The organism is Dactylosporangium maewongense (assembly GCF_039531485.1).
GTDB classification, from domain to species: domain Bacteria; phylum Actinomycetota; class Actinomycetes; order Mycobacteriales; family Micromonosporaceae; genus Dactylosporangium; species Dactylosporangium maewongense.
Genome location: NZ_BAAAQD010000001.1, coordinates 1,280,559 through 1,306,611, shown reverse-complemented (window position 1 = coordinate 1,306,611; position 26,053 = coordinate 1,280,559). Strand labels below are relative to the sequence as shown.

The 26,053-nt window shown below is 71.2% G+C and carries 22 protein-coding genes and 1 CRISPR repeat array; of the genes, 12 read left to right on the top strand and 10 right to left on the bottom strand.

The genetic code is table 11. The features are described from left to right. Positions 1 to 14: 14 nt before the first annotated feature. Positions 15 to 566, bottom strand: a complete 552-nt coding sequence (locus tag ABD332_RS05870) for a hypothetical protein (protein ID WP_344500272.1) — start codon at positions 564 to 566, stop codon at positions 15 to 17. Positions 567 to 651: 85 nt separating this feature from the next. On the opposite strand from ABD332_RS05870, the gene ABD332_RS05865 reads away from it, so the two are divergent. Both ABD332_RS05865 and ABD332_RS05860 read left to right on the top strand, forming a co-directional pair. After that, positions 652 to 1,101 carry an NUDIX hydrolase gene (locus tag ABD332_RS05865; RefSeq protein ID WP_344500270.1) on the top strand — a complete coding sequence of 150 codons (450 nt, stop codon included), beginning with the start codon at positions 652 to 654 and terminating at the stop codon, positions 1,099 to 1,101. 144 nt (positions 1,102 to 1,245) lie between these two features. Further along, on the top strand, positions 1,246 to 3,564 hold the full coding sequence (locus ABD332_RS05860) for a putative bifunctional diguanylate cyclase/phosphodiesterase (protein WP_344500268.1): 2,319 nt from the start codon (positions 1,246 to 1,248) through the stop codon (positions 3,562 to 3,564). A gap of 18 nt (positions 3,565 to 3,582) precedes the next feature. Here ABD332_RS05860 and ABD332_RS05855 read toward each other — a convergent pair whose 3' ends face one another. Continuing rightward, positions 3,583 to 4,770 carry a ThuA domain-containing protein gene (locus tag ABD332_RS05855; RefSeq protein ID WP_344500266.1) on the bottom strand — a complete coding sequence of 396 codons (1,188 nt, stop codon included), beginning with the start codon at positions 4,768 to 4,770 and terminating at the stop codon, positions 3,583 to 3,585. Positions 4,771 to 4,957: 187 nt separating this feature from the next. On the opposite strand from ABD332_RS05855, the gene ABD332_RS05850 reads away from it, so the two are divergent. The 4 genes from ABD332_RS05850 to ABD332_RS05835 are packed head-to-tail and all read left to right on the top strand — an operon-like array spanning position 4,958 to position 10,110. After that, positions 4,958 to 5,716, top strand: a complete 759-nt coding sequence (locus ABD332_RS05850; protein WP_344500264.1) for an ABC transporter ATP-binding protein — start codon at positions 4,958 to 4,960, stop codon at positions 5,714 to 5,716. Further along, entirely contained in the window at positions 5,713 to 8,205 is a 2,493-nt protein-coding gene (locus tag ABD332_RS05845) for an ABC transporter permease (protein ID WP_344500261.1), read from the top strand. The genes ABD332_RS05850 and ABD332_RS05845 overlap by 4 nt, the downstream gene beginning before the upstream one ends. Positions 8,206 to 8,224: 19 nt before the next feature. Continuing rightward, positions 8,225 to 9,478 carry a sensor histidine kinase gene (locus ABD332_RS05840; protein WP_344500259.1) on the top strand — a complete coding sequence of 418 codons (1,254 nt, stop codon included), beginning with the start codon at positions 8,225 to 8,227 and terminating at the stop codon, positions 9,476 to 9,478. After that, on the top strand, positions 9,466 to 10,110 hold the full coding sequence (locus tag ABD332_RS05835) for a response regulator transcription factor (protein ID WP_344500257.1): 645 nt from the start codon (positions 9,466 to 9,468) through the stop codon (positions 10,108 to 10,110). The genes ABD332_RS05840 and ABD332_RS05835 overlap by 13 nt, the downstream gene beginning before the upstream one ends. A gap of 132 nt (positions 10,111 to 10,242) precedes the next feature. Further along, positions 10,243 to 10,698: a CRISPR direct-repeat array (repeat unit 29 nt; unit sequence GGGACCATCCCCGCGTGCGCGGGGAGCAC). Between the two features lie 499 nt (positions 10,699 to 11,197). Here the strand turns inward: ABD332_RS05835 and ABD332_RS05830 are convergent. Beyond that, on the bottom strand, positions 11,198 to 11,707 hold the full coding sequence (locus ABD332_RS05830; protein WP_425552123.1) for an HD domain-containing protein: 510 nt from the start codon (positions 11,705 to 11,707) through the stop codon (positions 11,198 to 11,200). Between the two features lie 64 nt (positions 11,708 to 11,771). Next, entirely contained in the window at positions 11,772 to 12,833 is a 1,062-nt protein-coding gene (locus ABD332_RS05825; RefSeq protein ID WP_344500255.1) for a helix-turn-helix domain-containing protein, read from the bottom strand. 191 nt (positions 12,834 to 13,024) lie between these two features. Between ABD332_RS05825 and ABD332_RS05820 the strand changes: the two genes are divergently transcribed. Then, positions 13,025 to 13,510 carry a hypothetical protein gene (locus tag ABD332_RS05820; protein WP_344500253.1) on the top strand — a complete coding sequence of 162 codons (486 nt, stop codon included), beginning with the start codon at positions 13,025 to 13,027 and terminating at the stop codon, positions 13,508 to 13,510. Between the two features lie 157 nt (positions 13,511 to 13,667). After that, positions 13,668 to 14,054 (top strand): hypothetical protein, encoded by a 387-nt coding sequence (locus ABD332_RS05815; RefSeq protein WP_344500251.1) that lies wholly within the window; start codon positions 13,668 to 13,670, stop codon positions 14,052 to 14,054. Here ABD332_RS05815 and ABD332_RS05810 read toward each other — a convergent pair. Continuing rightward, complete coding sequence (locus ABD332_RS05810) at positions 14,026 to 15,363, bottom strand: MFS transporter (protein WP_344500742.1); 1,338 nt, start codon at positions 15,361 to 15,363, stop codon at positions 14,026 to 14,028. The genes ABD332_RS05815 and ABD332_RS05810 overlap by 29 nt on opposite strands. Before the next feature lie 143 nt (positions 15,364 to 15,506). On the opposite strand from ABD332_RS05810, the gene ABD332_RS05805 reads away from it, so the two are divergent. Further along, on the top strand, positions 15,507 to 16,496 hold the full coding sequence (locus ABD332_RS05805) for a LysR family transcriptional regulator (protein WP_344500249.1): 990 nt from the start codon (positions 15,507 to 15,509) through the stop codon (positions 16,494 to 16,496). Here the strand turns inward: ABD332_RS05805 and ABD332_RS05800 are convergent. Then, on the bottom strand, positions 16,465 to 17,085 hold the full coding sequence (locus ABD332_RS05800; RefSeq protein WP_344500247.1) for a TetR/AcrR family transcriptional regulator: 621 nt from the start codon (positions 17,083 to 17,085) through the stop codon (positions 16,465 to 16,467). The two genes, ABD332_RS05805 and ABD332_RS05800, sit on opposite strands and share 32 nt — an antisense overlap. An 87-nt stretch (positions 17,086 to 17,172) precedes the next feature. On the opposite strand from ABD332_RS05800, the gene ABD332_RS05795 reads away from it, so the two are divergent. Together ABD332_RS05795 and ABD332_RS05790 are read left to right on the top strand one after the other, a co-directional pair. Then, entirely contained in the window at positions 17,173 to 17,538 is a 366-nt protein-coding gene (locus ABD332_RS05795; RefSeq protein ID WP_344500245.1) for an ester cyclase, read from the top strand. A gap of 260 nt (positions 17,539 to 17,798) precedes the next feature. Beyond that, on the top strand, positions 17,799 to 18,485 hold the full coding sequence (locus tag ABD332_RS05790; protein WP_344500243.1) for an alpha/beta fold hydrolase: 687 nt from the start codon (positions 17,799 to 17,801) through the stop codon (positions 18,483 to 18,485). Between the two features lie 335 nt (positions 18,486 to 18,820). Here ABD332_RS05790 and ABD332_RS05785 read toward each other — a convergent pair whose 3' ends face one another. Beyond that, positions 18,821 to 19,018 (bottom strand): hypothetical protein, encoded by a 198-nt coding sequence (locus ABD332_RS05785; RefSeq protein WP_344500241.1) that lies wholly within the window; start codon positions 19,016 to 19,018, stop codon positions 18,821 to 18,823. Positions 19,019 to 19,196: 178 nt separating this feature from the next. Between ABD332_RS05785 and ABD332_RS05780 the strand changes: the two genes are divergently transcribed. Beyond that, the gene (locus ABD332_RS05780) at positions 19,197 to 19,829 is read left to right on the top strand and encodes an AAA family ATPase (RefSeq protein WP_344500239.1); all 633 of its coding nucleotides are present in this window, start codon (positions 19,197 to 19,199) and stop codon (positions 19,827 to 19,829) included. A gap of 53 nt (positions 19,830 to 19,882) precedes the next feature. Here the strand turns inward: ABD332_RS05780 and ABD332_RS05775 are convergent, their stop codons facing one another. From ABD332_RS05775 to ABD332_RS05765, 3 genes are read right to left on the bottom strand one after another with little or no spacing between them, the layout of a single operon-like run. Further along, a complete protein-coding gene (locus ABD332_RS05775; protein ID WP_344500237.1) occupies positions 19,883 to 23,158 on the bottom strand; it encodes a glycosyl hydrolase family 95 catalytic domain-containing protein in 3,276 nt (1,091 codons plus the stop codon). Further along, on the bottom strand, positions 23,155 to 23,511 hold the full coding sequence (locus ABD332_RS05770) for a beta/gamma crystallin family protein (protein ID WP_344500235.1): 357 nt from the start codon (positions 23,509 to 23,511) through the stop codon (positions 23,155 to 23,157). The genes ABD332_RS05775 and ABD332_RS05770 overlap by 4 nt, the downstream gene beginning before the upstream one ends. Next, entirely contained in the window at positions 23,508 to 26,006 is a 2,499-nt protein-coding gene (locus ABD332_RS05765; RefSeq protein WP_344500233.1) for a discoidin domain-containing protein, read from the bottom strand. Before ABD332_RS05765 ends, ABD332_RS05770 begins: the two co-directional genes overlap by 4 nt. Between the last annotated feature and the right edge of the window lie 47 nt (positions 26,007 to 26,053).

Sequence of the window (26,053 nt, the reverse complement as noted above, 5' to 3'; positions counted from 1 at the left end):
GGCGCCCGGCCGGGTCAGCCGACGCTGTAGGTCAGGGTGACCGCGTTGTTGGTCTCGTCGTACTCCGTCCACTGGTAGGAGTCGACGTCGATGCCGAACTGGTAGGTGCCCGGCACGGCCGGTGTCTGGAAGTAGTACGTGAACTGGCTGGTCGTGCCCGTCGGGAGGCTTTCGGCGTGGCAGACCACGTGGCCGGCGCCGCTGCCCCACCGGAAGCAGTCGAAGGGCACCCCGCTGTCGTTGGTGAAGAGGATGTCCAGTTCACCCGGCGCCCGGCGCAGGTGCACGTACACCGGTCCGGAGTCCGGACCGATCCCCGGCCGCGGCGCGGTGTTCCCGCCGACGCGCCAGCCCGTGTTGGTCACCTGGACCGTGTAGCTGTGGATCACGCCGGCGAGGACGGGCGTCGCCGGGTCGACCGTCGCGGCGACGGTGATGTCCGCGTAGTACCGGACGCACGTCACACCGGTGCAGGGGGCGGCCGCGGCCGGGCCGGCTGGGAGCATCGTCCCCAGCAGGACGATGCCGGCGGGAAGGGCGCGCCACAACCTCGGTAACCAGGACATGACCCGATGCTAAGAATCGATCATCGTCTCACCAAGGCGAGCGCAGGGAACCCGACAGACCCGCCGGCCACAGGAAGGGACAACCATGACCCAGTTCCCGCGCCACTCGGTCAGCGTCGCCGCGGTGGTCACCGACGACGGCGGCCGGGTGCTCGTCATCCAGCGACGCGACAACGGCGCATGGGAGATCCCCGGTGGCATCCTGGAGCTCGACGAGACCCCGCAGGCGGGCGTCCGCCGTGAGGTGCTCGAAGAAACCCGGGTGGAGATCGAACCGGAGCGGCTGACCGGCATCTACAAGACCGTGACCGCCGGCATCGTCGCGCTCGTCTTCCGGGCCCGTCTCGTCGCGGGCACCCCGGCGGCGACGGACGAGGCGGCCGCCGTCGACTGGTGGACCGCCGACCAGGTCACCGCGGGCATGAGTGAGGTCTTCGCCGTGCGCACCCTCGACGCGCTCCGCGCGGACCCCACGCCCGCCGTCCGCAGCCACGACGGCCGGCGGTTCGTCGACCGGCACGGCCAGTACACCTGACGAAAAGACGCGATGTTCCGCTTGGGACCGTCGGGATGAGCCGTTGCCGGCGGGCTGCGATCGCGGTGCGGATGGGCAATCCGCTCAGCGCCGGCCCGCGACCGCCGACGGTGACAGCAGTGCTGTGTTCGATCGGAGGCCGCGATGCATGACGGGAAGCTGCTGGTGATGTCACGGCGGCTCCAGCGTCGTGCCCAGGAGGCGGGCGGACCGACGCTCGCCTCGACCGTGCTGGCGGCGTTCGCCGTGGCCGTCTTCGCCGTCAACCTGTCCGGTCCCCGGACCCCGCTGGTGTTGCTGTGGCTGGCGGGACCCCTGTCGGTGGTGGTCCCGGTGTTCGCCGCGGCGAGGATCGCCCGATCGGCCCGGTTCCCGGCACCGACCCGGCGCTTCTGGAAGCACCTGGCCATCTGCGCGGCGCTGGCCGGGGTCGGCGTCGCCTCGAACGCCCGCGACGCGCTCGGCAGCGGCGTCGCCAGCCAGGACCTCTCCCCCGTCACCGTGGCCGCCTACAGCAGCGCCGTGCTGACCCTGCTGTGGGGTCTGTGGCGGTTGCCGCTGGGCACCACCAGCCGTGGCGACCGGATGCGGATCGGCATGGACGCCGGCACGGTGCTGGTGGCGGCGACGGTGTTCATGTGGCATTACCAGGCCCGCCCGCTGCTCGAGGCCGGCAACTACCGGGCGCCGTCGCTGATCGCGGCCAGCTTCACCCTCGTCCTGGAGCTGCTCGCGGTGTTCGCCATCGCGAAGGTCGCGCTCTCCGGGCACATGTTCGTGGCCCGCGGCGCGTTGCACCTGTTCGCCGCGGGCATGATCGGCGGCGCGCTCAGCGGCTTCCTGCAACGGTTCATCGTGGACCAGCCGCACCTGGGGCTGTCCCAGATCACCGTGCCCGTGGTGATGATCTGCGCGACGGCGGCGGCGAAACGGCAGTGGCAGGAGCCCACCGCGCCGGGCCAGCGACGCCAGGCGGGCACCCGGCCGTCGAGCAACCTCCCCTACCTCGCCGTGGCGGCCGTCGACACGCTGCTGCTGGTCGCCATCTTCACCGACGACGGTGACGAGCGCCTCGCGGCGGTGGCCGCCGTGGCGTTGACCGCGCTGGTGGTGTGGCGGCAGATCACCGTGTTCCGGGAGAACGCCCGCCTGGTCGCCCGCCTGGACCACAACGCGACCCACGACGCGCTCACCCAGCTGCCCAACCGGGCGCTGTTCAACGACCGGCTCGCCGCGGCGCTGTCGTCGACGACCGGGCACGGCGTCAGCGTCGCGCTCGTCGACCTCGACGACTTCAAGACCGTCAACGACACGCTCGGCCACGCGGCCGGCGACGCGCTGCTGCTCGCCGTGGCCCGGCGCCTCGTCGCGGCCGTCCGCCCCGGCGACGTGGTGGCGCGCCTGGGCGGCGACGAGTTCGTGGTGATCCTCGACGACGTCACCCCCGCCGTCGCCGAACAGGTGGCGCAGCGGATGATCGCCGCCCTCGGCGAACCGGTCGTGGCCGACGGGCACGAGCTGCTCGTGCGCGCCAGCATCGGCATCGCCGGCGGCCGACCCGGCGACGACGCCGGTGAGCTGCTGCGCCGTGCCGACATCGCGATGTACGCCGCCAAGCACGGCGGTGGCAGCAACTGCCTCCCGTACACCGACGGCATGGCCGGTGCGGTGGCCGGCTCGGCCGCGCTCGGCGCCCAGCTGCGCCAGGCCGTCGACAACGGCGAGCTGTTCGTGGAGTACCAGCCGATCGTGTCGCTGGACAGCGGCCGCATGACCGCCGTCGAGGCGCTGGTGCGGTGGGCGCACCCCACCCGTGGGACGCTGCCGCCGGCCGAGTTCATCCCGGTCGCCGAGCGGACCGGTCTCATCGTGGCGGTCGGCGACCTGGTGCTGCGCGAGGCGTGCCGGCAGCTGGCCTCCTGGTCGGCCGAGCACGGCCCGCTGGCACCGGCCGCCGTCAACGTCAACGTCTCCGCGCGTCAGCTCGCCGAGGCCTCCTTCACCGACCGGGTCGCCGCGGTGCTCGCCGACACGGGCCTCGCGCCGCACCGGCTCACCCTCGAGATCACCGAGAGCACCGCCGTGGCGCTGGGCGACGCCGTCACGCACCTGGAGGCGCTGCGCCGGATGGGCGTCCGCGTCGCCCTCGACGACTTCGGCACCGACCAGTCGTCGCTCACGCTGCTGCAGAACCTGCCGGTCGACGAGATCAAGCTCGATCGGTCGTTCGTGCAGCGTTCGGCCCCGGGACGCGCCGGGGCCATGCCGGCCGCGGTGCTGGCCCTGGCCCGGGTCGTCGGACTGGACGTCGTCGCGGAAGGGATCGAGGTGCCGGAGCAGGCGCAGCGGCTCGCCGCACTCGGCTACCGGACCGCGCAGGGCTACCACTTCGCCCGCCCGATGTCCGCGGACGCCGTCGACCGGCTGCTGACCGCCGCACCGGTGACCGCCGCGGCGACGTAGCGGACGGAGCCTCCCGGCTCAGCCGATGAGGTCGAACTGTTCCCAGGGGCCGATCGCGGTGCGGTTGGCGATCAGCGCGGCGTTGCCGCCGTTCTCCGCCGTGACGTACCTGCCGTTGACGTCCGCCTTGAGGCTGACCGTGCCGTCGCCGTTGCGGACGAGCTGGAACTTCTCCCACGAGCCGACGGCGCCACGGTTGGCGATCAGCGACGCGTTGCCGCCGCTCTCCGCGCAGACGTACTGGTTGTTGGCGTGCGCGCGCAGCGCGATCAGCCCGTTGCCCGCGTCGATCCTGTCGAACTGTTCCCAGGGGCCGATCGCGGTGCGGTTGGCGATCAGCGGCGAGCCGCCACCGTTCTCGGCCGTGACGTACCTGTTGTTGGCCCGGGCCCGCAGGCTGATCACGGTGTTCGTGGGCACCGCGCAGTCCCCGGCGACCGCGCCGGCGGTGGTGAGGATGCCGCCGAGCAGGATGTGCAGGAACGCGGCCTCGGTGTAGCTCTCGGCGGTGTGCCCGAGCGCGGTGTAGAAGGACCGGCCGCCGTCGTAGTTCTGGCACCAGGTGGTGGGGTGGTCGCCGCCCATCGTCGAGCCGGTGTAGGACGTGTTGTCGACCGACGTGAGCACGTGCACGGCACCGCGGGGGTTGGCCTGGAAGTCGTACCACTCGTCGGTCCGGGTGAACGACGCGGCCAGCCCTTGCGTGGCCGGGTGCGCGGTGTCCTCGACGACGAGCCGGGCGGGCTGCGGGGCCGGGTGCCCCTTGAAGTAGGCGCCGACGAGCTTGCCGTACCAGGCCCATGCGTAGCCGCTGTCGCTTGCCGCGTGCACCCCGACGAAGCCGCCGCCGCGCTGGATGTACCGCTGGAACGCGTCCTTCCCGGCCTGGGTCGTGACGGGGTCGCCGGTGGTCGACAGGAAGATCACCGTCCGGTACGGGGCGAGACCGGCGTCGGTGAAGACCGCGTCGTCCTCGGTGGCGTCGACGGTGAAGTTGTCGGCGGCGCCCAGGTCGCGGATGGCCTGGACGCCCGCGGGGATCGAGTCGTGCCGGAACCCGGTCGTCTTGGAGAAGACCAGCACCTTGAACGACGCGTAGGCGGGCGCCGCGTGGCCCGGCGCGGCGGCCACCAGCGAGCCGACCACGGCGCAGACGACGGCGAGTGCCACCAACAGGGCACGGCGGACAGCGGACCGGGCGATCATGCGCACTCCTGTGGGGTCGTCACAGACGGGCCCGCCCGCCTCTCGGCGACAACCTACACACGGTTCGCGATCGCCGCTGACCCTCCGCCGGGCCGGCGCCGCCGCGGGCAGGGTAGGGACAGCCCTACCACGAAGACCAGGGCCGGCCGTGTGCCCTGATCGGCGGCGCTCGACAACGCTGAGGTGCATGCGAAACACGGTGGCCGTCGAGCTGCTCGACGTGACGAAGACGTACCCGGGCGCCGGGGTCCGGGCGCTGGACGGGGTGTCGGCGGCGTTCACCGCCGGCACGTTCAACGCGGTGATGGGGCCGTCCGGCTCGGGCAAGTCCACGCTGCTGCAGTGCGCGGCGGGCCTGGACCGGCCGGACTCCGGCCGGGTGCTGCTGGCCGGTCAGGAGATCGGGCGGCTGCGGGAGCCGAAGCTCACCGAGGCCCGGCGGAAACTGGTCGGGTTCGTCTTCCAGTCGTACAACCTGATCGACTCCCTCTCCGTCTGGCACAACGTGCTGCTGCCCCAGCGGCTCGCCGGGGCGCGGCCGGACCGGGCGTGGGCGCGGGAGGTCGTGCGCCGGGTCGGGCTCGCCGGGCGGGAGGACGACCGCCCCGCGCAACTGTCCGGCGGGCAGCGGCAGCGGGTCGCCCTCGCAAGGGCGCTCGCCGCCCGGCCCGAGGTGATCTTCGCCGACGAGCCGACCGGCGCGCTGGACCTGACGACCGGCCGGGAGGTGCTCGACCTGCTGCGTGAGGCGGTCGACGGCCTGCACACGACGGTCGTCATGGTGACGCACGACCCAGCGGCCGCGGCGAGGGCGGACCGGGTGGTCTTCCTCGCCGACGGCCAGATCGTGACGGAGCTGGCGAACCCGTCGGCGGCCCAGGTCGCCGCCCAGATGACCGCCGTCACCGACCGCAAGGCCACGACGATGACCGGGAGCGCCCGATGATCCGCCTCGCGATCGCCACCCTGCGCCGGCACCGCGGCGCATACGCCGGCACGTTCGTCGCCGCGCTCCTCGCCGTGGCGCTGCTCGCCGGCGGCGGGCTGCTGCTGTTCTCCGTCCTCACCGCGAAACCCCCGGCGGACCGGTTCGCCGCGACCTCCGCGGTCGTGGCGGGCGAGCGGGAGATCAGCCTGGAGACGGTGACCACCAAGCACAAGAAGGTAGGCAAGACCAAGGTCAAGCGCAAGGTCAAGACCGAGCGGCTGACCGGCGCCGGCACCCTGCCGGTCGACCTCGCCGGCCGGATCGCCGCCGTGCCAGGGGTCAGCTCGACCGTCGCCGACTACGCGTTCCCGGTGCAGGCGACCACCGGGGACGGTCGCCCGCTGCGGGGCGCCGACGACGCGCCCGTCATCGGGCACGGCTGGGCGTCGGCGGTGCTCACCCCGTACACCATGAAGAACGGCAACAAGCCTGGCGCAGGTGAGGCCGTGATCGACGCGGACCTCGCGGCACGAGGACACGTCGCGGTCGGCGACGAGCTGCGGGTCACCACCCGGACCGGGGCCCGAACCGTGCGGATCAGCGGCATCGCCGCACCCGCCGGCCGGGACGGGCTGCCCGCGCAGGGCGCGCTGTTCCTCGCCGACGCCGACGTCGCCGCCGTGTCGGGGCTGCCGGGGCCGACCGCGGTCGGGATCTTCGGCACGGTCGATCCGGCGCGGATCCGCGCCGCCGCCGGTGCCGCCGACGTCCTCACCGGCGCCGACCGGGTCCGCGCCGACCTGCCCGGTGCGCTGCCGGACTACATCGGCCCGATCTCCATCTTCGGGTTCGTCATCGGCATCACCGCGTTCGCGGCGATCTTCGTCCTCACCGGCACCGTCACGCTCAGCGTCCGGCAGCGGCTGCGCGAGCTGGCGCTGCTGCGGGCGATCGGCGCCACCCCGAAGCAGCTGCGCCGCGTCCTCGGCCTGGAGAGCGCCGTCCTCGCCGCCGTCGCCGCGCTGCCCGCCGCCCCGCTCGGCGTGCTTTTCGCCGGGGTCGTCGCCGCCCGGTTCCAGACGCTCGGCGCGGTGCCGGCCCAGTTCGAGGTCCGCGCCAACGTGCCGGTGCTGCTGCTCGCGGCGGCTGCCGGGGTCCTGGTCACGTTCGTCGCGGCGCGGATCGCCGGGCGGCGGGCGGTGCGGATCGCGCCGACCCAGGCCCTCGTGGAGACGGCGACGGCACCGACCGGCGGCCTCGTCGTGCGGGTCCTCGCCGCGCTGGTCGCGACGGCGGGCGCGGTCGCGGTGCTCACGTTCGTGCCGCTGGACGGGCCGTTCGGCATGGGGATGAGCTTCATCTCCTCCGCCCTGCTGCTGTGCGCGGTCGCCGCCACCGGCCCGCTGCTCGTCCGCCTGCTGACCACGATCGTCGCCCGGCCGTTCGGGCTGGCCGGGCTCGTCGCCCGCGCCGAGTACCGCCGGGTCTCCGCCGTCGCCGTCCCGCTCGTGCTCATGTTCGCGATCAACACCGTCATGCTGCTCAACGGCGCGCTGTCGAGCCGGCTGGCCGGGCAGGAGCAGGTGGCCCGCTCGGCGCCCGCCACGGCCCAGGTCGCCGGTGCCGGCGGGCTGCCGCTGGACGCCGTGCGCCGCCTGGCCGCGGTGCCCGGCGTGACCGGTGCCGCCGCGCAGCTGCCGACCCGGGTGATCGTCGCGCAGGGCGGCAAGCCCGAGGACTACCCGGCGCAGGGCCTCCTCGTCACCGGCACCGACGCCGCTCTCGACCTCGGCGTCGTCGCCGGCGCGTACACCGCCGACGGGTTCGCGGCCAGCGCGGCACTCGTCCGGCAGTACAACTGGAACGTCGGCGACCTCGTCCCGCTGTGGCTTCCCGACGGCCAGCAGCAACAGTTGCGCCTTTCCATGGTGTACGAGCGATCGCGCGGCTTCGGCGACCTCGTGCTACCCGCCGAACTCGTCGCCGCCCACGACCCGCGCGGGCTCGTGCGCACGGCCGGCCTCCGGTACACGCCGGGCACCGACGAACGGATCCGCGCCGAGTTCCCCGGGCTGCGGCTCACCCCGACGCTCGACGCCGCGCCGCCCGGCGACGCGTCGAACCAGCAGGGCGCCTGGGAGCTCATGGTCGTCATCTCGCTCGGGTTCACCGCGATCGCCGTCGTCAACACGTTCGCGATCGCCGCCACGGCCCGCCGCCGCGAATACGCCGACCTGCGTCTCATCGGGGCGACCACCCCGCAGCTGCACCGCCTCGCCGGCGCCGAGGCCGTCGTCACCGTCCTCGTCGGGCTGCTGCTCGGCGCCGCGGTGACCGGGATCGTGGTCGGGGCGTTCAGCATCGCCCAGGACGGCGTCTTCCGGGTGTTCGTCGAGCCTCTCACGTACGCGGCGATGGCCGGCGGCGTCGCTGCCCTCGGGCTGATCGCCGGGTTCCTGCCCACGCGGCTCATGCTGCGGCGGCGGGCGCTGGCGAGCCGGGTCTGACCCCGTACCATCTGCGATGATGCGCAAGATCATGGGTTCGGTGCGGCCGCTGGCGTACCTGGCGACCGCACCGATCGCCGGGGTGGCCGGGTTCGTCTGGAGCATCGCCGCCACCGTGGTCGTCACGCTGCTGGCCGTCACCCAGCTCGGCGGGCCCGCGTTCCTCGGCGCGGCCTGGGTCACCCGCGCGTTGGCTTCCGTGGAGCGGCGCCGGGCGGGCTGGGTGCTCGGTGCGCCGATTGCCGCGCCGTACGTGCCGGTCGCCGGCGCCTGGCGTTCGCGGGTTGCCGGCGTCGCTGCCCAGCCGGCTACCTGGCGGGACCTTGCCTGGCTGGTCGTGCTCTTCCCGCTGGGCCTGGCCTGCGGCGTCGCCGGGCTTGTCGTCGCGATCGTCGACCTCGGCTCGATCGTCGCGCCGCTGTGGGCGTGGGGGGTGCCGAACCCGCACGCGCCGTGGCCGATGAAGCCGCTCATGACCACCGTTCCCGGCCGGTTCGGGCTCACCGTGGTCGGGCTGGCGCTGCTGCCGGTCGCCGCCTGGTTCGTCCGTACCCTCGCGACCGGCCTCGCCCGGCTGGCCTCAGCACTGCTCGCGCCGGGCGAGCACCGCCGGCTCGTCGAGCGGGCCGCACGGCTCGCCGAGACCCGCCGCCGGGTCGTCGACGCGCAGGCCGCCGAGCTGCGCCGCATCGAACGCGACCTGCACGACGGCGCGCAGGCCCGCATCGTCGCCGCCGGGATGACGCTCGCTCTCGCCGCCCGCAAACTGCGCACCGACGGCGACGCCGCGCCCGACGTGGCCCTCGCCCGCCGCCAGCTCGACGACGCCCTGGCTGAGCTGCGTCGCCTCGTCCGGGGCATCCACCCGCCGATCCTCACCGACCGGGGCCTGCACGCCGCGCTCGCCGCCCTCGCCGGCGACAGCCCGTTCCCCGTCACGCTGGGCGGCTCGCTGGGCGGCTCGTCGGGCGGGTCGCTGGGTGACGAGCGGTACCCGGCCGCCGTCGAGTCCGCCGCCTACTTCGTCGTCGCCGAAGGCCTCACCAACGCCGCCAAACACGCATCGGCATCGACCGGAGCCGTCGACATCCGCCGTACCGGCGACACAGTCCACGTCACGGTCACCGACGACGGCCGCGGCGGCGCCGACCCCACCGGCACCGGCCTCGACGGCCTGCGCCGCCGCGTCGAAGCCCTCGACGGCACCCTCACCCTGTCCAGCCCGCCCGGCGGGCCCACCGTCCTGCACGCGGAGCTGCCATGCGCATCGTGATCGCCGAAGACCTGCTCCTCCTCCGCGACGGCATGATCCGCCTCCTCACCGACACCGGCCACACCGTCGTCGCCGCCGTCGACACCGCCGACGCCCTCGTCGATGCCGTCACGGAGCACCAGCCCGACCTGTCGATCGTCGACGTCCGCCTGCCACCCGGCTTCCGCGACGAAGGCCTCCGCGCGGCGCTGAGGGTGCGCTCCGCCGACCCCTCCGCGAAGGTCCTCATCGTGTCGCAGTACGTCGAACGCGCCTACGCCGCCGACCTCCTCGCCGACGGCCGCGGCGGCGTAGGCTACCTGCTCAAGGACCGCGTCACCGACCTGGACGACTTCCTCGACGCCGTCGAACGCGTCGCCGCCGGCGGCACCGCCCTGGACCCCGAGGTCGTCCGCCAACTCTTCACCCGCAACGCCCGCAACCACGGCGTCGAAGGCCTCACTCCCCGCGAACGCGAGGTCCTTCACCTGATGGCCCAGGGCCTGTCGAACACCGCCATCTGCGCGACGCTTGTCCTGGCCCCTGTCTCGGTCGAGAAGCACATCACCAACATCTTCGCCAAACTCGACCTCCCCCCATCCGACGACGCCCACCGCCGCGTCCGCGCCGTCCTCACCTACCTCAACAGCTGACCGCCCTTACGAAGCCGCCGGCGCAGGCAACGATGGAGACGACGCAACTCGGGTACGCCCGAGTCCTGGCGACGCACCATCCCACGTGCGCGAGGAGCACCTTGTGGCCCCCGATGAACGGGTCGGCAACGCGGGCCCATCTCCGCGTGCGCGGGGAGCACAGGAACTGGCCGCTCTGGCGGCCTCGGGCGCGCGGACCATCCCCGCGTGCGTGGGGAGCATGCCGCGGACTGCTCCAGGCGAATCACGCGCCCGGGACCATCCCCGCGTGCGCGGGGAGCACCCGAACCCCCCGTACAACCCAACCTGCATCATGGGACCATCCCCGCGTACGCGGGGATCACGGCACGTTGCGCCACACCCGGTTCGGCTTGACGGGACCATCCCCGCGTGCGCGGGGAGCACACGCCCTGAGCCGTGACGCCCTGCTGGTAGTGGGGACCATCCCCGCGTGCGCGGGGAGCACCGAGCGGGTCCGCGGGGGCGGCCGGCGTTCCCGGGACCATCCCCGCGTGCGCGGGGAGCACAACACCTGGCACTTGACGGAGCCAGGGTCGAGGGGACCATCCCCGCGTGCGCGGGGAGCACTTTCCCCGGACAACTCCCGTATGACCGAACTCCGGACCATCCCCGCGTACGCGGGGATGGTCCGGGCTCTAGCCAGCGCAGCGGTGCGTCGGGTGGGTGCTCCCCGCGTACGCGGGGTGGCCCGTCCTGCGGCCTGCCGCTGCCCTCCGGGTACATCCGCGCACGCGCGAGTCCGACCAGGCGCCGGCCGTGAAGCTCCAGGATGCAGTTGCCCCCGCGCACACGGGGTGGTTCCGGCTGGTTGCCGAACTGCCCGGGCGTGAGTGGTGTTCCCCACAGACGCGGGGGTGGTCTGTGAGTGGGTGTTGCCGGACGTCGGTGTTGCCGTGTGCTCGCTCGTGCGCGGAGTTAGGTCTCAGTACCGTTGCCAACCACGTCCCGTATGTGCGCGGCCGTCACTCAGGCACCGGAATGTCCCACGGACAGGCGTCAACGCCGAAGACCTTAACGGACTCCTCGTCTTTGCCGCTCAATGGACGTGGAGGGGTTCGGTAGGGCATTACCGGTCGCGCCAGGCCAAGGGGGACAGCGTCGTCGCCGCGTCGGCGACTCGGCGGGCGGTTTCGGTCTGGAGGCTGGTGCGGGCCGACTCGATCCAGCCATCGACTCGCTGGATGCCTGTGTCGCGGTATTCGACGGCCTGCAGCAGCATCTCGAGTTTGTCGGCATCTCTGGCGCACACCGCCTCCAACGATTGGCGCGACTCATATTCGTCGACCGCTTGCTGGACCGCGTTGCGGCTGCGTTCCGGGAGTTGCCGGGTCTGGTCGGCGGTGATCCGGGACGGGTCCGGCTTGTCCAGGTACGCGATGGCGGTGTGTGGTAGGTCGCCGGTGCGGGTCTCCTGGCTGTCGTGCCACAACGCGAGGAACGCCGCTCGGGCGGGGTCTCCGCCCTCCTCGGCCGCGAGGATCGCGGCGAGCTGCGCGGCTCGCGCCGTGTGCTCGGCGACCGACTCGGGATCCCGGACGCCCGCATGCCACCAGCCGGATCGCCGGATGCGCTTCAACAATCCGAGCTCATACCCGAACGCGGCGATCGCTTCAGCGTCACCTGGCACGTCGTTGTCCTCTCTACCGGTCAGCGATGCGGACCGCGTACTGCAAGCCAACCAACTGATCGCGTTCGGCACGACCCACGGTCGGGGTGGCTATGAGCTTATCGACCACGCCGCGCAGCGCAGTCCGGACGGCGGGGTCCCCGTTCAGGAGCGCCGGCCTGGAGGCGACGAGCGCGTGCAATGTGAAGACGTGCAGCGGGAGTTGGGGCGACTGGGGCTGCATGCGGCGCATCAGGTGATGGAGCAGCCGGGTACCGGTCCACGACCGTGTATCGGGGTCGAGCATGAACGCGTCGCTGGTCTGCTCGTTGCTCAGCTCGCCGATCCAGTACGCCCAGTAGTTCAGGTTCGCCAGTTCGGCGGGGCCGTCGGTCATGTGGTTGACGAAATCGCTCAGGTACGTGCTGTCCCCCGCCGCGGCAAGGGCCACGGATGCTGAGCGGGCTTCCAGCATGCCCGTGATCTGCGTGGTGCCGGCCGTGCCGCGGCCGGCGCGGCGCCATTCGGCGCGCAGCCAGTCAACGACGTCGGGTCGGCCGTCGAAGCCCAGTAGGTACACCGCTTGCCGGCGCAGCAGCGCCTCGTCAGCGCTTGCGGCCCGCTGCGCCACCGTCAGCAGATGGTCAAAGAAGCGGGTCCGTTCCTCAGCGGTCAGAGTCGGCTGGGCCGGCACCGGGCCACGCCAGGTGGACGGGCGGCCAAACTCATGGAGGTGCTCCGGCACCTTGCTGAGGATCGGCCAGGTGATCAAGTTGGTGATCGTCCACCGGTGCACACTCGCGGCCAGGGGGTGCGTCTCCGGGTTCACCCACGCCGCTGCGGCAGTGATGCCGGTCGACAACACTTGATCCGCTTCGATCGCCTCTCGCAGGTGGCGTCCTGTCGACGCGGGTGCGCCCAGCCGGGTCAGCCGGACGCACAGTTGCAGGAAGTCTCCTGCGCTGACGGCCGCGAGCGGACGGCGGCCGGACTCCCAGCCCTGCACGGTGGTGACGTCCACGCCGACTTCCTCGGCCAAACGCTCCTGGGTCAGGCCGGTTGACTGTCGGGCGAGCTTCAAGACATAGCCCGACACCAGCCCGATCGCTCGTGTACCCGGACTCCGGGTCAGTGTTGTCCGCCTGCGCGTCACGACTATCTCCAGGATCGCCCAGTTGCTGCCCGGCATACCCGTACCGGCCGTCAGTTCCGCGTTCCGTCACCTGATCGTAGCCTCATGTCACCGACGAACCACTCGACCATCGATCACGAACGACGGGACTTGTGATGGGTTCAAGCCTCACAGCAATCCTCAGGCCGCGTGACCTCGAACTGGCGCTGCTGTGTTTCGAGGTGGCCATCGACCTCGTGCCTCTCATCTCGACCGTGGTCGAGGATCACGACGGTAGGGCAGTCATCGCCCGTGACGTTGTCGACTGTTGGCTCGAGCTGCCAATCGCCGTCCGCGCGAGGTACGCGGCCAAACGGCTGCCCACCGCGCCGGGATTCGCCGGCCACGCTCCGGTGCATGCGTTGAGCCGCTTCACGGGCGACTACGTCGACGCGATTGACGAATCCTGGATCCCGGAAGGCACCGACCCGTACACCGTCGACTCTGACACCGCAGAGCGGCTGCACCGGAACGCATGGCGCCGTCACGAACGGCAGATCCGCGAGCGGATCGCAGCGCGCCGCGGTCCGGACGAGCAGTTCCTGCACAAGCTCGCCGAACCGACCGACTTCACCGGCGATGGCTGGAATACCAAGGACTGAGCCATCCATGGTCCATCTCGCAGCACCGGGCGGCTTCGGCGATGAACGGAACGGGTGACCTGAACTCGGCCGAGCGGTACTGGAGATTTATGCCCGACTATGGTATGATTAGATGCCTTTGTGTCTACGGTGGGTGCACGCCTACGAAAGGACACACATGGCGACCTCAGCCAGCGACGTTGCACCGAACGTCCACGCGTTCCTGGCCGCGCTCGGCGGCGCGGGCAGTGTGGAGATGTTTGCGGACCCGTTCCTGTTCGCCGATGCGAGCGGCGCCCGGCCGGTCTCCCGGGCGGACTTCCTTGCGACACTTCCCCGTAGGGCCCAGATGTTCGCCGCCGCCGGCTACGGGGCCGCTCAGCTCACCAGCACCGACCAGCAGCGCCTCGACGAGCACTACCTGCTGGTCCGCACCGACTGGTCGGCGCCGAGTCTCACCGGTGGCGAGGCAGCCGAGCTCTCGTCGTCGTACCTGCTGCGTGAGGACGGCGCGTCGGTGTCCGTTGTCGCCTACGTCAACCACAAGACCGTGCCTGGCATGTAACCGAGTCCCGGGCGGGCGGGGCGTCGTACGCGGGACCACACGTGCGACGGCCCGCCCGGCCGCGGTTGTCAGCAGCGATCCGGTGCCGCGCACCTCGCAGTACGGGGTGGCGGCGGGTGGTGGCGGCGAGCGCGGCGGGTGAGGCGACGGCGATCACCGCCGTGAGCGCGGCCGGGATGAGCAGCGCGATCGGGAGGGATGCGTGGGAGGCGACGACGCCGATGATTGCCGGTGCGACCAGGCCGCCGCCGTAGCTGATGGTGGTGACGGTGGACAGTTGCCGTGCCGGTCCGCCGGCGGCGCCGAGCGTGCTCGTCACCACCGGCCACACCACGGCGATGCCGGCGCCGGAGAGGGCCCAGCCGGTCAGCGCGCACCCGATCCGCGCCGACGCGGTGGCCGGCAGCTCGCCGGCCAGTAGTACCAGGCCGAAACCCGCGGTGGCGGTGCAGCCTGCCAGCCGCACGGTGCGGGCGACGCCGAGCCGGGACCGGGCCGCGTCCCCGACGAAGCGGACGGCGGTCATCGCGGCGAGGAACAGGGTGTACGCAAGCGAACCCGTCGCGGCGTCCGCGCCGAGCACCCGGGTCGCGTGGAACCCGGCCCAGTCGGTCGCGGCCGCCTCGGCCACGAACGCCGCGCCGCCGAGCAACCCGAGCGCGACAACGACCACGGGCGACGTCGCAGCATCCGGCGGCGGCACAGCGCCCGGCAGCGTCGGAGAGGACGGCGGCGGCACAGCGCCCGGCAGCGTCGGTGAGGACGGCGGCGGCACAGCGTCCGGCGGCATCGGCGAGACGAGGGCGCGTCCTGCCACGGTCACCGCCGCCGCCGCCAGGGCGAGCGACCCGAGCAGCAGCAACACCCGCCCGTCCACGCCGGCGCGCAGCCCCGCGGTCACGGCCCCGCCCGCGGCGACCGCGCCGAGCGTCCAGACCCCGTGCATCGTTGCCATCACCGGGCGGCCGGCGGCGCGTTCGACCGCCACCGCCTGCACGCTCAAGGCGACGTTCAGCACACCGAGCAGTACGCCGAGGCCGGCGGCGGCGACCAGGAGCAGCTCGACCGAGCCGGCCAGCGCCGGTCCGGCCAGTGCGAGGGCCGCACCCGGTGCGGTCAGGCGCAGCAGCCGCCGGCCGGTCCACCGGTCGGCCAGCCGGCCGGCGACCGGCATCGCCACGAGCGCGCCGACCGCGACCGCCATGAGGACCGCGCCGAGCCGGCCCGCACCGAGGTCGAGCCGGGCGTCGAGCGTCGGCAGCGACGCACCCCACATGGCGGTCAGCGCGCCAGCTGCCGCGTACTGCATCGTCACAGCGCCTCGTGCGCCCACCGCGAACCACCTCGATTAGTCGTCGGTGATCCGATCGTGGCCCGGCCGGTGCGCCGGACTCCAACACCTGTTCAGCAGCGATTGACGCAGTACGCGTGTGAATCGGGTACAACGGACGGGTGCCCGAGGACCTCGACATCCGGCTGCTGCGTCACTTCGTCGTGGTGGCCGAGGAGTTGCACTTCAGCCGGGCCGCGCGGCGGCTGTTCGTGGCGCAGCAGGCGCTCAGCCGCGACGTCCGGCGGCTGGAGGAGCGGGCCGGGGTGCGTCTGCTCGACCGGACCACGCGGCGGGTCGTGCTCACCCCGGCCGGGCAGACGCTGCTGGTCCGGGCGCGGGAGCTGCTCGCGTTGCACGACACCACGCTGCGCGAGCTGCACGGCGAACCGCGTTCGCTGACGGTCGACGTCGTCGGTGCCGGCCTCACCCCGGCCCTCGTGCTGGCCGCCGCCCGCCGCATCGCGCCGCAGGTGGAGTTCTTCGCACGGTTCCACACCGGTACCGACGACGCGGTGCCGCACGTGCTGGCCGAACGCCTCGACGTCACGTTCGGGCGGGCCCCGCAGCACGTCGACGGGCTACGGCACCGTCCGGTCCGCCAGGAGCCGGTCGCGGTGCTGCTGCCCGGGCATCACCCGCTCGCCGAGCTCGACGCCGTCCCGCTGCACGCGCTGCGCGGCGCCGGCGTGTGCATCCGCGCCGGCAGCCATGCCACGCCGGGCTGGGAGCACGCGATGCTGCAGCTGCTCGCGCCGTTCGGCATCGACGTGGCCGGCGCGCACCCACACGTCCACGGCGTCGACGAACTGGCCCAGCACTTCGTCGACCGCAACGGCCCGATCCTCGTGATGAGCACCCAGCCGGCGGTACCGGGCGGCGTGCTGCGCCCGATCGTCCAGCCGATCCCACTGTTCCCGTGGGCGATGACCTGGCGCGCCGACGCGGACCACCCGGGCCTGCGCGCCCTGCACGTCGCGGTGGACGAGCTGGCTCCGGATTGGCCTGCCGTACCTGATGATCCGCGCGACACCTGGCTTCCCGAACCGGAGTCGGGCGGGGCGTCGAAGCCCGGCGCGATCACGATCGCGGGCGTAGCCCGTCGAGGATGATCTGGGCGATGCGTGCCGAGCGCTCGGGGCTGGTCTCGGCGCCGGCGTGACGGATCGCGCTGAAGGCGCCGGCGACGAGCGCCATCACGTCGTCGACCGTGACGTCCGGGCGTACGGCACCGGCGGCGTGCGCGCGGTCGAGCAGGTCTGCGACATGGCGGGTGAGGTCTGCCGCGACCTTCGGGGCGGCGGTGCGCAGGTCCAGCTCGGCGGCTTCGAGTGCGCTCTTGACGGTGACGTTCTCGGCGCCCGTGGCGATCATCCGGGACAGTTGCGTGAACAGGGCCGCGGGGTCGTCGGTGGTTGCGAGTTCCTCCGCCTCCACCACGAGTTGTTCGAACTCGTCGGTCGCGACGGCGAGGTACAGCGCCTCCTTGCTGGGGAAGTGCCGGTGGACGGTGCCGGGGCCGACGCCCGCGCGGCGGGCGATCTCGTCGAGCGAGACGCCGAGGCCTTCCGTCGCGAACAGCCGCTGCGCCGTGCGCAGGACCTGCTCACGATTGCGACGCGCGTCGGCTCGCAGCGTCCGGTCACCGCTGGGAGCGGCCGGCGACTCCGCTGAGGCCCGTTTGGGCGGTTGGCTGTTCATGGCACGCCTAGCTTAACCGGGGCGGCGCACCGTATGCTGGCGACATAAACGGGGCGGCGCACCGCTTATCACGAAGGAGACCATGCGATGACCACGCGCGACGATGCCAGCGCACTGGTCCTGCGGATGCAGGAGTGCTTCAACAGTCGGCAGTTCGACGAGGCAGAGGGCCTGTTCACCCCGGACTATTACAGCCATGCGCTCAGCACCATCGGCTTCGAGGCGGGCAAGGAGGTCTGGCGTCAGGTCGTGACACAGTTCCCTGACATGCGCGTCGTCGCCGAGGACGTGCTGGTGGACGGCGACAAGGTCGCCATCCGCTCGTCCGTCCACGGGATCACGACCCCGGACGGCGCCACGCAGCCGACGCTGATCGAGATCTTCCGTATCGAAGACGGCCGGCTCGCGGAGACCTGGGGAATCACCGAGGGCCCGGACCCGCGTGCGCGCTGACCCCGCTGATTGATGATTCGCCATGTCACAGGGCCAGACACCCGACGGATCTCGCGTCGAAGGCAGCTCAATGTCGAAGGCAGCTCAATTGGGAGCCCGAGAAATCAGAACCTGCGGAATATCGGCGCCAGATGCGGATGCGGCCAGGACGCCTCCGGTGCCATCGCCCGTTCCTGACACGCCATCTACTGACCTCAACGTGCCGACCGCGGCACGAGCGGACGGTGTCGAAGGTAACGTTGCCGGACGTGGAGTCTCGGATGGTTGCTGTCGGAGCTACGGCGCTGTACGTCGGTGTGACCGGCGATGGCCCGGACGTCGTCGTTCTGACCGGTGGTCCCGGTTGCGTGCAGTACCTGGAGCGGGACGACATTGCGCCGCTCAACCACCGCACCTGGTACCCCGAACCGCGAGGCGTCGGCCGCTCGAGCGGCGGCCCGCACACCATGGAAGAAGCCATCGCCGACCTCGAAGCGATCCGTAAGGCGGTCGGTGTCGGCGCCTGGATCGTGGTCGGCCACTCATGGGGCTGTGACCTTGGTGTGCGCTACGCGGTCGAGCATCCGGAGGCTGTGGTGGCGGTGATCGGTATCGCCGGCCGGGGACCGCAGCGCGACCGCACGTGGTCGGAGGCATACGAAGCCGGCAAGAGCATCGAACCTGTTGTCGAGATCGATTGGGTGCCTGAAGTCCATGCTGCGCTCAGCGATTCGTTCACCGACTGGATTCATCGGCCGAATCTTTGGCGGCAACTGGCCGACTGCAGCGTGCCGATGCATTTCATCGCCGCCGGGGATGACATCCGGCCGTCGTGGCCTGTGGAGCAGCTCGCTGCGCTCGTTGCGCGGGGACGGTTCTCGACCGTGCATGGCGTACCGCATGACTTCTGGTCCACCCACCCCGAGGTATGGACCGAGACCGTCACGAACGCCTGCATCGCCTCATGATCCTCACCCGCGTCGATCCACTCGACCGTGATTTTCTCCCCGGCGCGAAGCCGGTAGATCTCCGCGGTGGGCTCAAAGCCACCGTGATGGCGACTGCAGACCGAGGAGTTGGCTGAGGACGGCGGTGGGGAGTTGGGCGGCGAGGTCGATGAGGGCGCTGTTGCGGCCCAGCCGGGCTGGGATGCCGAGGCGCCGCAGTCGTGCGGCGTCGGGCCGGGCGCACGGTTCGCCGGCCAAGCGACCGTCCACACGCCGCCGCAGCGGCTGGAAGCGACGGCAGCGGATGCACGGCGCGCGCCGGACGTTGCGCGCACCCGCGTCGAGCAGGACACCGATCAACGTCTGCAGCAGCCGCGGCCCGTCAGGCTCCCGGAGGTCAGCAACCCCGGATCGACGTGCAGAGCACGCGCCAGGCGTCGCAGCTCGGCCCGGGCGACCGCCACCTGATCAATCACCGAGCTGATCAGCGCGGGAGCGAGCTGCGGTTCGGCGCCCAGCACAACTTCCATGACGACGGCCCGGGGATCGGTCATGCACCGCGCGGGCTGACCCGTCACCGTCACGGCTCCGCACGCAGGACCCGGGCACGGCGGGGCCGGAGGTCACCCACGCCCGCGTCGGCTTCCCCAGTGGTGCCCTGTGTGTCGGCCCCAGCGGCCTCGCAGGTCGAGGGAGACCGTAGCCAGGACTGCGCGACTGCTACGATTCCCCATGCCAGAAGGTCACGAAGCCGAAACTTCTTGCATCCAACGCAATTCCCCAGGGTTCCCGACCCTCGTTGTCATCCGGGGCAACTCGGGCAGCGGCAAGACGACCACCGCCCGTGAGGTGCGCCGCCGCTATGGCCGCGGCTGCGCCCTCATCGAGCAGGACTACCTGCGCCGGATCATTCTGCGCGAGCATGACAGCGACCGCATCGGGCCGGTCGCGCCCGCGTTCATCGCCGCGACCGCGCGGACCGCGCTGGATCTGGGCTATCACGTGGTCCTCGAGGGCATCCTGCACACCGCGCGGTACGCCGACGTCCTGCACGGGCTCATCGACCAGCATCCCGGGCCCAGCCACGTGTTCTATCTCGACGTCGACTTCGACGAAACCGTCCGGCGCCACCACACCCGGGCCGAACCCATCCCGGTCACCGCCGAGCAGATGCGCGAGTGGTACAGCCCGCGCGACCTCCTCGGCACCGCCGGCGAGCAGGTCATCGCCCAGGACACCACGTTCGACGACACCGTCTCCACCATCCTGCGGAACAGCGGACTCACCCACACCCCGCCGCGCACGCCGTGCCCGGTCCGCTGCCGCCACTGCGCCGACGACCCACCGACAACTGTGGAGCGCTGAGCGACCGGCCGCGCGGGAGGGGCGCCGACACCCCTCCCGTGCGGGCCGGGAGATCAGGCGTACACCTCCATCTCGTACAGCGAGTAGCCCCACTGCCCGGACTTGGCGGTGCCCAGCATGCGGACGTATCTGGCCGGGCCGGTCACCGCCAGCCGTTCCGTGCCGCCGGGTGAGTTGGCCTGGACGTAGGCGTCGCGCCAGGTGGTGCCGTCGGTGGAGGCCTGCAGCCGGTACGACTTGGCGTAGGAGGCCTCCCAGCGCAGGACGACCTCGCGCAGGTTGTACGTGGTGCCGAGGTCGACCCGCAGCCAGTTGTCGACGGCCTCGCTGGCGGCCCAGCGGGAGGACTGGTCGCCGTCGAAGGCCTTGGCGGCGGTCTGTTGCGCGTTGGACTCCGACGACGCCGTGGCGGGCTTGCCCTCGGCGAGGTTGGTGGCCGCAGCGCCGAGGGTCAGGTCGAGCGTGACGGTACGGCCCTTCTGCAGCGGCACGACGCGGGCGATGCCGCCGAGCGGCGAGCTCTGGACGGTGCCGCCGGTGACGGCCGTGATGCCGGAGCGCTGGATCAGGGTCAGGTTCTGGTCGATGCTCGAGGTCAGGGTCACCTGGACCTTGCGGGCGTCGGTGTCCCAGACGAGGTTGTCGATTTTGAACTGTCCCTTGCCGAGCATGCCGGCGACGGCGCCCTTCTTCAGGCTCTTGGGCAGGGCCGGCAGCAGCTCCAGGGTGCCCGGCCGGGTCGCGGCGAGCATCTCCATCATGATGGTGGGCACGGAGTTGACGACGTCGGTGGCGAACACGCTGTGGTTGTTGTAGTGCGACGTGGCCATGCTGCTGTAGTAGTAGTCGTCCTTGGCGAACCGCAGCAGTTTCGCGTTGACGGAGTCGGCGTTGTTGAGGTCGGCGGCGATCAGCGCGCCGTGCAGGAGGCCGTGGCCGGCGTTCTCGTAGCTGCCGGTGTCCTTCTTCTGCAGGAACACCTTGGCCGCGTTGTACTGGGCGAGGTTCGTCTCGGGGGTGATCTCGCGGTACGGCCAGACGGGCATCAGGCCGCTGGAGTGCCGGTGCTGGTACTGGTTCTGGTTGGCCAGGCCGGGCCACGCCCATTCGGCCAGCGCGCCGTCGTTGTTGATGAGGTACGGCGGCAGGTGGTCGAGCTTCTCCTGCCAGACCGGGATCTTGTCGGCGTCGCGGCCGAGGGTCCGGCTCGTCTGGATGAGCGTCGAGAGGGCGAAGCGGGCGCCGGAGATGTCGTACACGGAGTTGTTCGTCAGGGGTACGCCGCCGGCGGGCCGGTTCTCCGGTGAGATCGATCCGGCGAGGATGTACCGGCCGTTGGCGTCCTTCTTGACGAGGAAGTCCTCGTAGAAGTCGCCCATGTCGCGGATCAGCGGGTAGTACTTGTCGGCGAGGAACGTCGTGTCGCCGGTGACCTGGTAGTACTCCCAGAACGGTTGCAGGAGCCAGGATTCGCCGCCGGTGACGTACTGGTACGGGTAGTCGAAGTTGATGTTGGAGATGAGCCCTTCCTCGTTGGGGGTGTTGCCGCCGGTGAGCATGCCCCGGGTGCCCAGCAGTTTGCGGGCGTTGGTGCGGAAGTCGTTCTGCCACTGCTGGTTGAGGTAGAAGTACCCGGCCAGGGCCTCGGGCATGTTGCCGACGTTGCCGCCGGAGATCTGCAGGTTGAGGTTCGCGTCGAGGTGGTAATAGCCGTCCCAGCCGACGTTGCTGTCGCCCGTCCAGTTGCCCAGCAGGTCCGGTGCCGCCGTCTCGTTGCTGGAGGCCAGCAGGTGGTAGCGGCCGGCGTAGAACATCCGCTCGTACAGCGCCGGGACCGGGTTGCCGACGGCCTTCTGCTCGGCGAGCAGCTGCTCGGTGGGCTTGGCGCGGTCGGCCGCGCTCGCGCCGAGGTCGAGCGACACCCGGCCGAAGATCTCCCGGTGCTTGCTCGTGTGCCGGTTCAGCAGCGCCTGGTAGGAGTCGGTGATCGCCGACAGCCTCGATTGCAGCAGCTGCCGGTTCCATTCGGTCTCGGCGGTGACGCCGCCGTTGTAGGTGCCGTTGTACCGCTGGGTGAGCGACAGCAGCGTGACGTAGGTGGCGTTGGTGACGGTCACGTTGGTGCCGGACATGGTCTTCGTGCCGTCGGTGACGATGCGGGTGACGCCCTCGTATCCGGCGTTGTAGGTGCCGTTGGGGTACTTCACGCGCAGGTTGAGGAAGTTCGTGTTGGAGGCGTTGGTGGTGGTGACGCCCTTGTTGGTGAGGTTCATGCCCGGGTCGATCGACAGGCCGAGCGTCACGTTCAGCCTTTGCCCGCTCGGCGCCGGCAGCTGCTGCACGGTGACGCCGTCGGTCCTGGACACGAACGAGTCGCGTTGCCAGCTGCCCTTGTCGTCGGTCCACTTCACCGACACGACGCCTGAGGCGTAGTCGGTCGAGCGCACGTAGTTGCGCACGGCGCCGGCGTCGGGCATCTGCATGGTCATCTTGAAGCCGGGGTGTTTGCTGCCCTCGCCGCCGCCCTGGTACCCCTGGACGTCGGCGGCGAGCTGGTTCGCCTGCTGGTACTGCCCGGCGATGGAAAGGTCCCGGATCCGGTTGATGTTGTCGGCGCTGACGGTGTTGAAGGTGCGGTGCGGCCGGGCCTCGGAGCGGGCCATGAAGAACCGCTTGTCGTTGAAGACGACGGTCTCGTTGCGCGGGTTGCCGAAGACGATGATGCCCTGTTTGCCGTTGCCGGCGAGCAGCCCGTTGGCCCAGTCGCCGTAGGTCTGCGGGTAGGTGTTCGACGGCGCGACGGTCGCCGTGCCGGTGCCGCCGCCGGTCGGGCCGGTGCCGTACACCTCGAACTCCCACAGCGAGTAGCCCCACTGCGTGTTCGGCGTGACCCCCTGCATCCGCACATACCTGGTGGTCCGACCGATCGTCACCGTGTCCGAGCCGCCGTCGCCGGTGGTCGTGGAGTACACGTCCGTCCACTGTGCACCGTTGTCGGACACCTGCACCTTGTACGCCTTCGCGTACGCCGCCTCCCACGACAGCACCGCCGTCGTCACCGGGTACGCCGCACCGAGATCCACGGTGATCCAGGCGTTGTTGTCGTTGCTGTGGTCACTGGACCACCGCGTCGCACCGTTGCCGTCGATCGCGTTCGCCGCCGTCAACGCACCGTCCTGATAGGACGCCGTGGCACGGGCGCCGGGGTCGCGGGCGAGGTTGACGGGGGTGTCGGCCGCGGCCGACGGCAGCCGTACGGCGGCGGTGACGAGGATGAGTGCGGCGAGGGCGCCGCCGAGCAGTCTGCCGCGTTTCGAGATCGGTCTCACGGGGTTCCTTTCCGGGCGATGCGCAGCGAGGAGATGGCGTCGTTGCTGCCCGTGCGGGCGAGGTCGGGGGTGTCGGCGGTGAAGGTCCACGCGGTGCCGGTGAAGCCGGCTTCGGCGTAGGCGGTGACCGTGTAGCCGGCCGGCACCCGGATCGAGGAGATCGTGTCGTTGGCGATCCCGGCCGCGGGCAGCCGCGGCAGGTCGTAGCTGCCGGGGCCGCGGGTGGCCGCGGTGCCGCCGTAGCCGGCGGCGGTGTAGAACGTCGGTCCGGCGGGATCGTGGTCCGGCCACAGCCACACCGCTGCCGCGACGACGACCGGGACGGCCAGGACGGCGCCGGCGAGCCGGTTCATCGGGTGGTGACGCGCAGCGAGGAGATGGCGTCGTTGTTGCCGGTCGGCACGAGGTTCGGGGTGTCGGCGGTGAACGTCCACGCGGTGCCGGCGAAGCCCGCGTCGGCGTAGGCGGTGACCGAGTAGCCATCTGGCACCCGGATCGAGGAGATCGTGTCGTTGGCGATCCCGGCCGCCTGCAGCTGCGGCAGGTCGTAGCTGCCCACGCCGAGGGTCGCCGACGCGCCGCTGTAGTCGGCGGCGGCGTAGAACGTCGGGCCACCGGGAGGGGCGCTGGCTCCGCCGTACACCTCGAACTCCCACAGCGAGTAGCCCCACTGCGTGTTCGGCGTAACCCCCTGCATCCGCACATACCTGGTGGTCCGGCCGACCGTCACCGTGTCCGACCCGCCGTCGCCGGTGGTCGTGGAGTACACGTCCGTCCACTGTGCACCGTTGTCGGACACCTGCACCTTGTACGCCTTCGCGTACGCCGCCTCCCACGACAGCACCGCCGTCGTCACCGGGTACGCCGCACCGAGATCCACGGTGATCCAGGCGTTGTTGTCGTTGCTGTGGTCACTGGACCACCGCGTCGCACCGTTGCCGTCGATCGCGTTCGCCGCCGTCAACGCACCGTCCTGATAGGACGCCGTGGCACGGGCGCCGGGGTCGCGGGACAGGTTGACCGGCCCGGCCGGGTACGCCGGCGGCTTCGGCACGCTCTGCCCGGCCGGCGGCCACAGCGTGAAGGTGTTCGCGCCGTTCTTCGCGGCGGCGAACGGGCCGGCCATGACGTTGCCGGTGTTGACCGCGGCGCCGAAGAAGTCGGTGGTCACGTCGGCGGCGATGCTCTCGTTGGCGCGCGGGATGGTGCCGACGCGGGCCTTCGTCACCGGGGTCAGCCCGCTGATGCCGGTGGCGTTGAGGGTGAAGCTCAGCTGCATCGCCGTGTTGGTGGCGGTGTACTGCACGTTGGACACGACGCCGGTGAAGTTGCCTTCCTTGACGTGTGTCTTGCCGGTCGCGTTGTCCGGCAGTGTCGAGCCCTGGACGAGGTTGTTGAACCAGAAGTCCTTCTGCGGCGAGGTGAGCGCCGTCGACTCGTTCATCGTGCCGGGCTGGAAGTAGTAGGCGTCGCGGCCGCCGCCGTCGATGGCGAAGCGCCCATTGTCGATGAACAGGTTGTTGGCGAAGACGATGCCGGTGGCGTCCAGCGTGCGGATGTCGCTGTTGCCGATGAAGACGTTGTTGTCGACCAGGATCGGGCCGTGCACGGCCTCGGCGTAGTAGCCCCACGGGCTGTTCATGACGATGTTGCCGGTGACGCGGACGTTCTGGTTGCCCCAGTCGGTCCAGATACCGGCGGAGTTGCCGCCGCGGGAGTTCTTGATGTAGTTGCCCTTGATGAGGCCCTCGTTCATGTAGTGCACCTTGATCGGGGCCGTCTCCGCGCCGCTGAACTCGTTGCGGTAGTTGGTGTCCTCGATCATGTTGTAGAGGATGTCGGAGTTCCAGGAGAAGACGCCGGCGATGCCGGACTGCCCGGACCTGCCGATGTAGTTGTTGCGCACGACGTGCGAGCCGTACTTGCTCGTGTCGCGGAAGTTGGTGCGGGTCGTGCCGGGCCGGTTGCCCGCCCATTCGTCGTTGCCGAGGCCGATGTCGATGCCGATGGTGCGGGCGTTGAGCACGACGTTGTTCTGGATGATCCACCGCAGGCCGCCGTTGACGCTGATGGCGCCGGCCTGGCGCCGCGTCGGGCTGTCCGGGAAGTCGGAGTACGTGTTGGCCGCGTGTTTCACCGTGAACCCGTCGACGGTGATGTAGCCGAGGCCCCACGCGTCCGGCGCGAAGACCTGCCGGCGGACGTTGATCTCGCCCAGCCTGGCGTTGGGGTCGGCGCCGCCGAAGTTCGCCGAGATCGTCGTGCTCGACGCGCCCACCTGCGAGTACCAGGTGCCGGCCGCGGCCTGGACGTCGCTCAGCGCCGGCTTCTCCAGGTACGCCTGTTCGTCGAGGTAGACGTCGCCGGCGTTGTAGCCGGGGAAGACGCCGCCTCCCCCGCCCTGCGGGTGTCCGGTCGCGTAGGGGTTGTAGGCGCCGAAGAACGTGTTGGGCAGCGTGACGCTCCAGACGTTGCCGGTGCCGCGGGTCCAGGTGTTGACCTCCTCGGAGCCCTTGATCACCACGTCGCCGTCGCCGGCCCTGGTGTAGGTGATGCGGTTCGTGTCGCCGGTGCCGCCCCGGGCCGGCTTGACCGTCTCGCGGTACAGCCCGGCGTGCACATAGACGGTGTCGCCGGGCTGCGCGTCCTGTGCGGCGCGGTTGATGGTCAGGTAGGGCGCGGCGGCGGTGCCGGCGTTGGCGTCGTTGCCGTTCTTGGCGACGTGGATGGCGCGCACCGCTTGGACCGCGGTCTGCGCCGCGATCGAGGGCACCGCGATCCAGACGAGCGCGAGGGCGGTGCCGGCGGCGCCGAGCGCTTTGAGGTGATTGATGCGGGGGTACTTCATGTGGGGGTCCTTCACGAAGGCGGATTCGTGCGACGTGATCGCCGTTC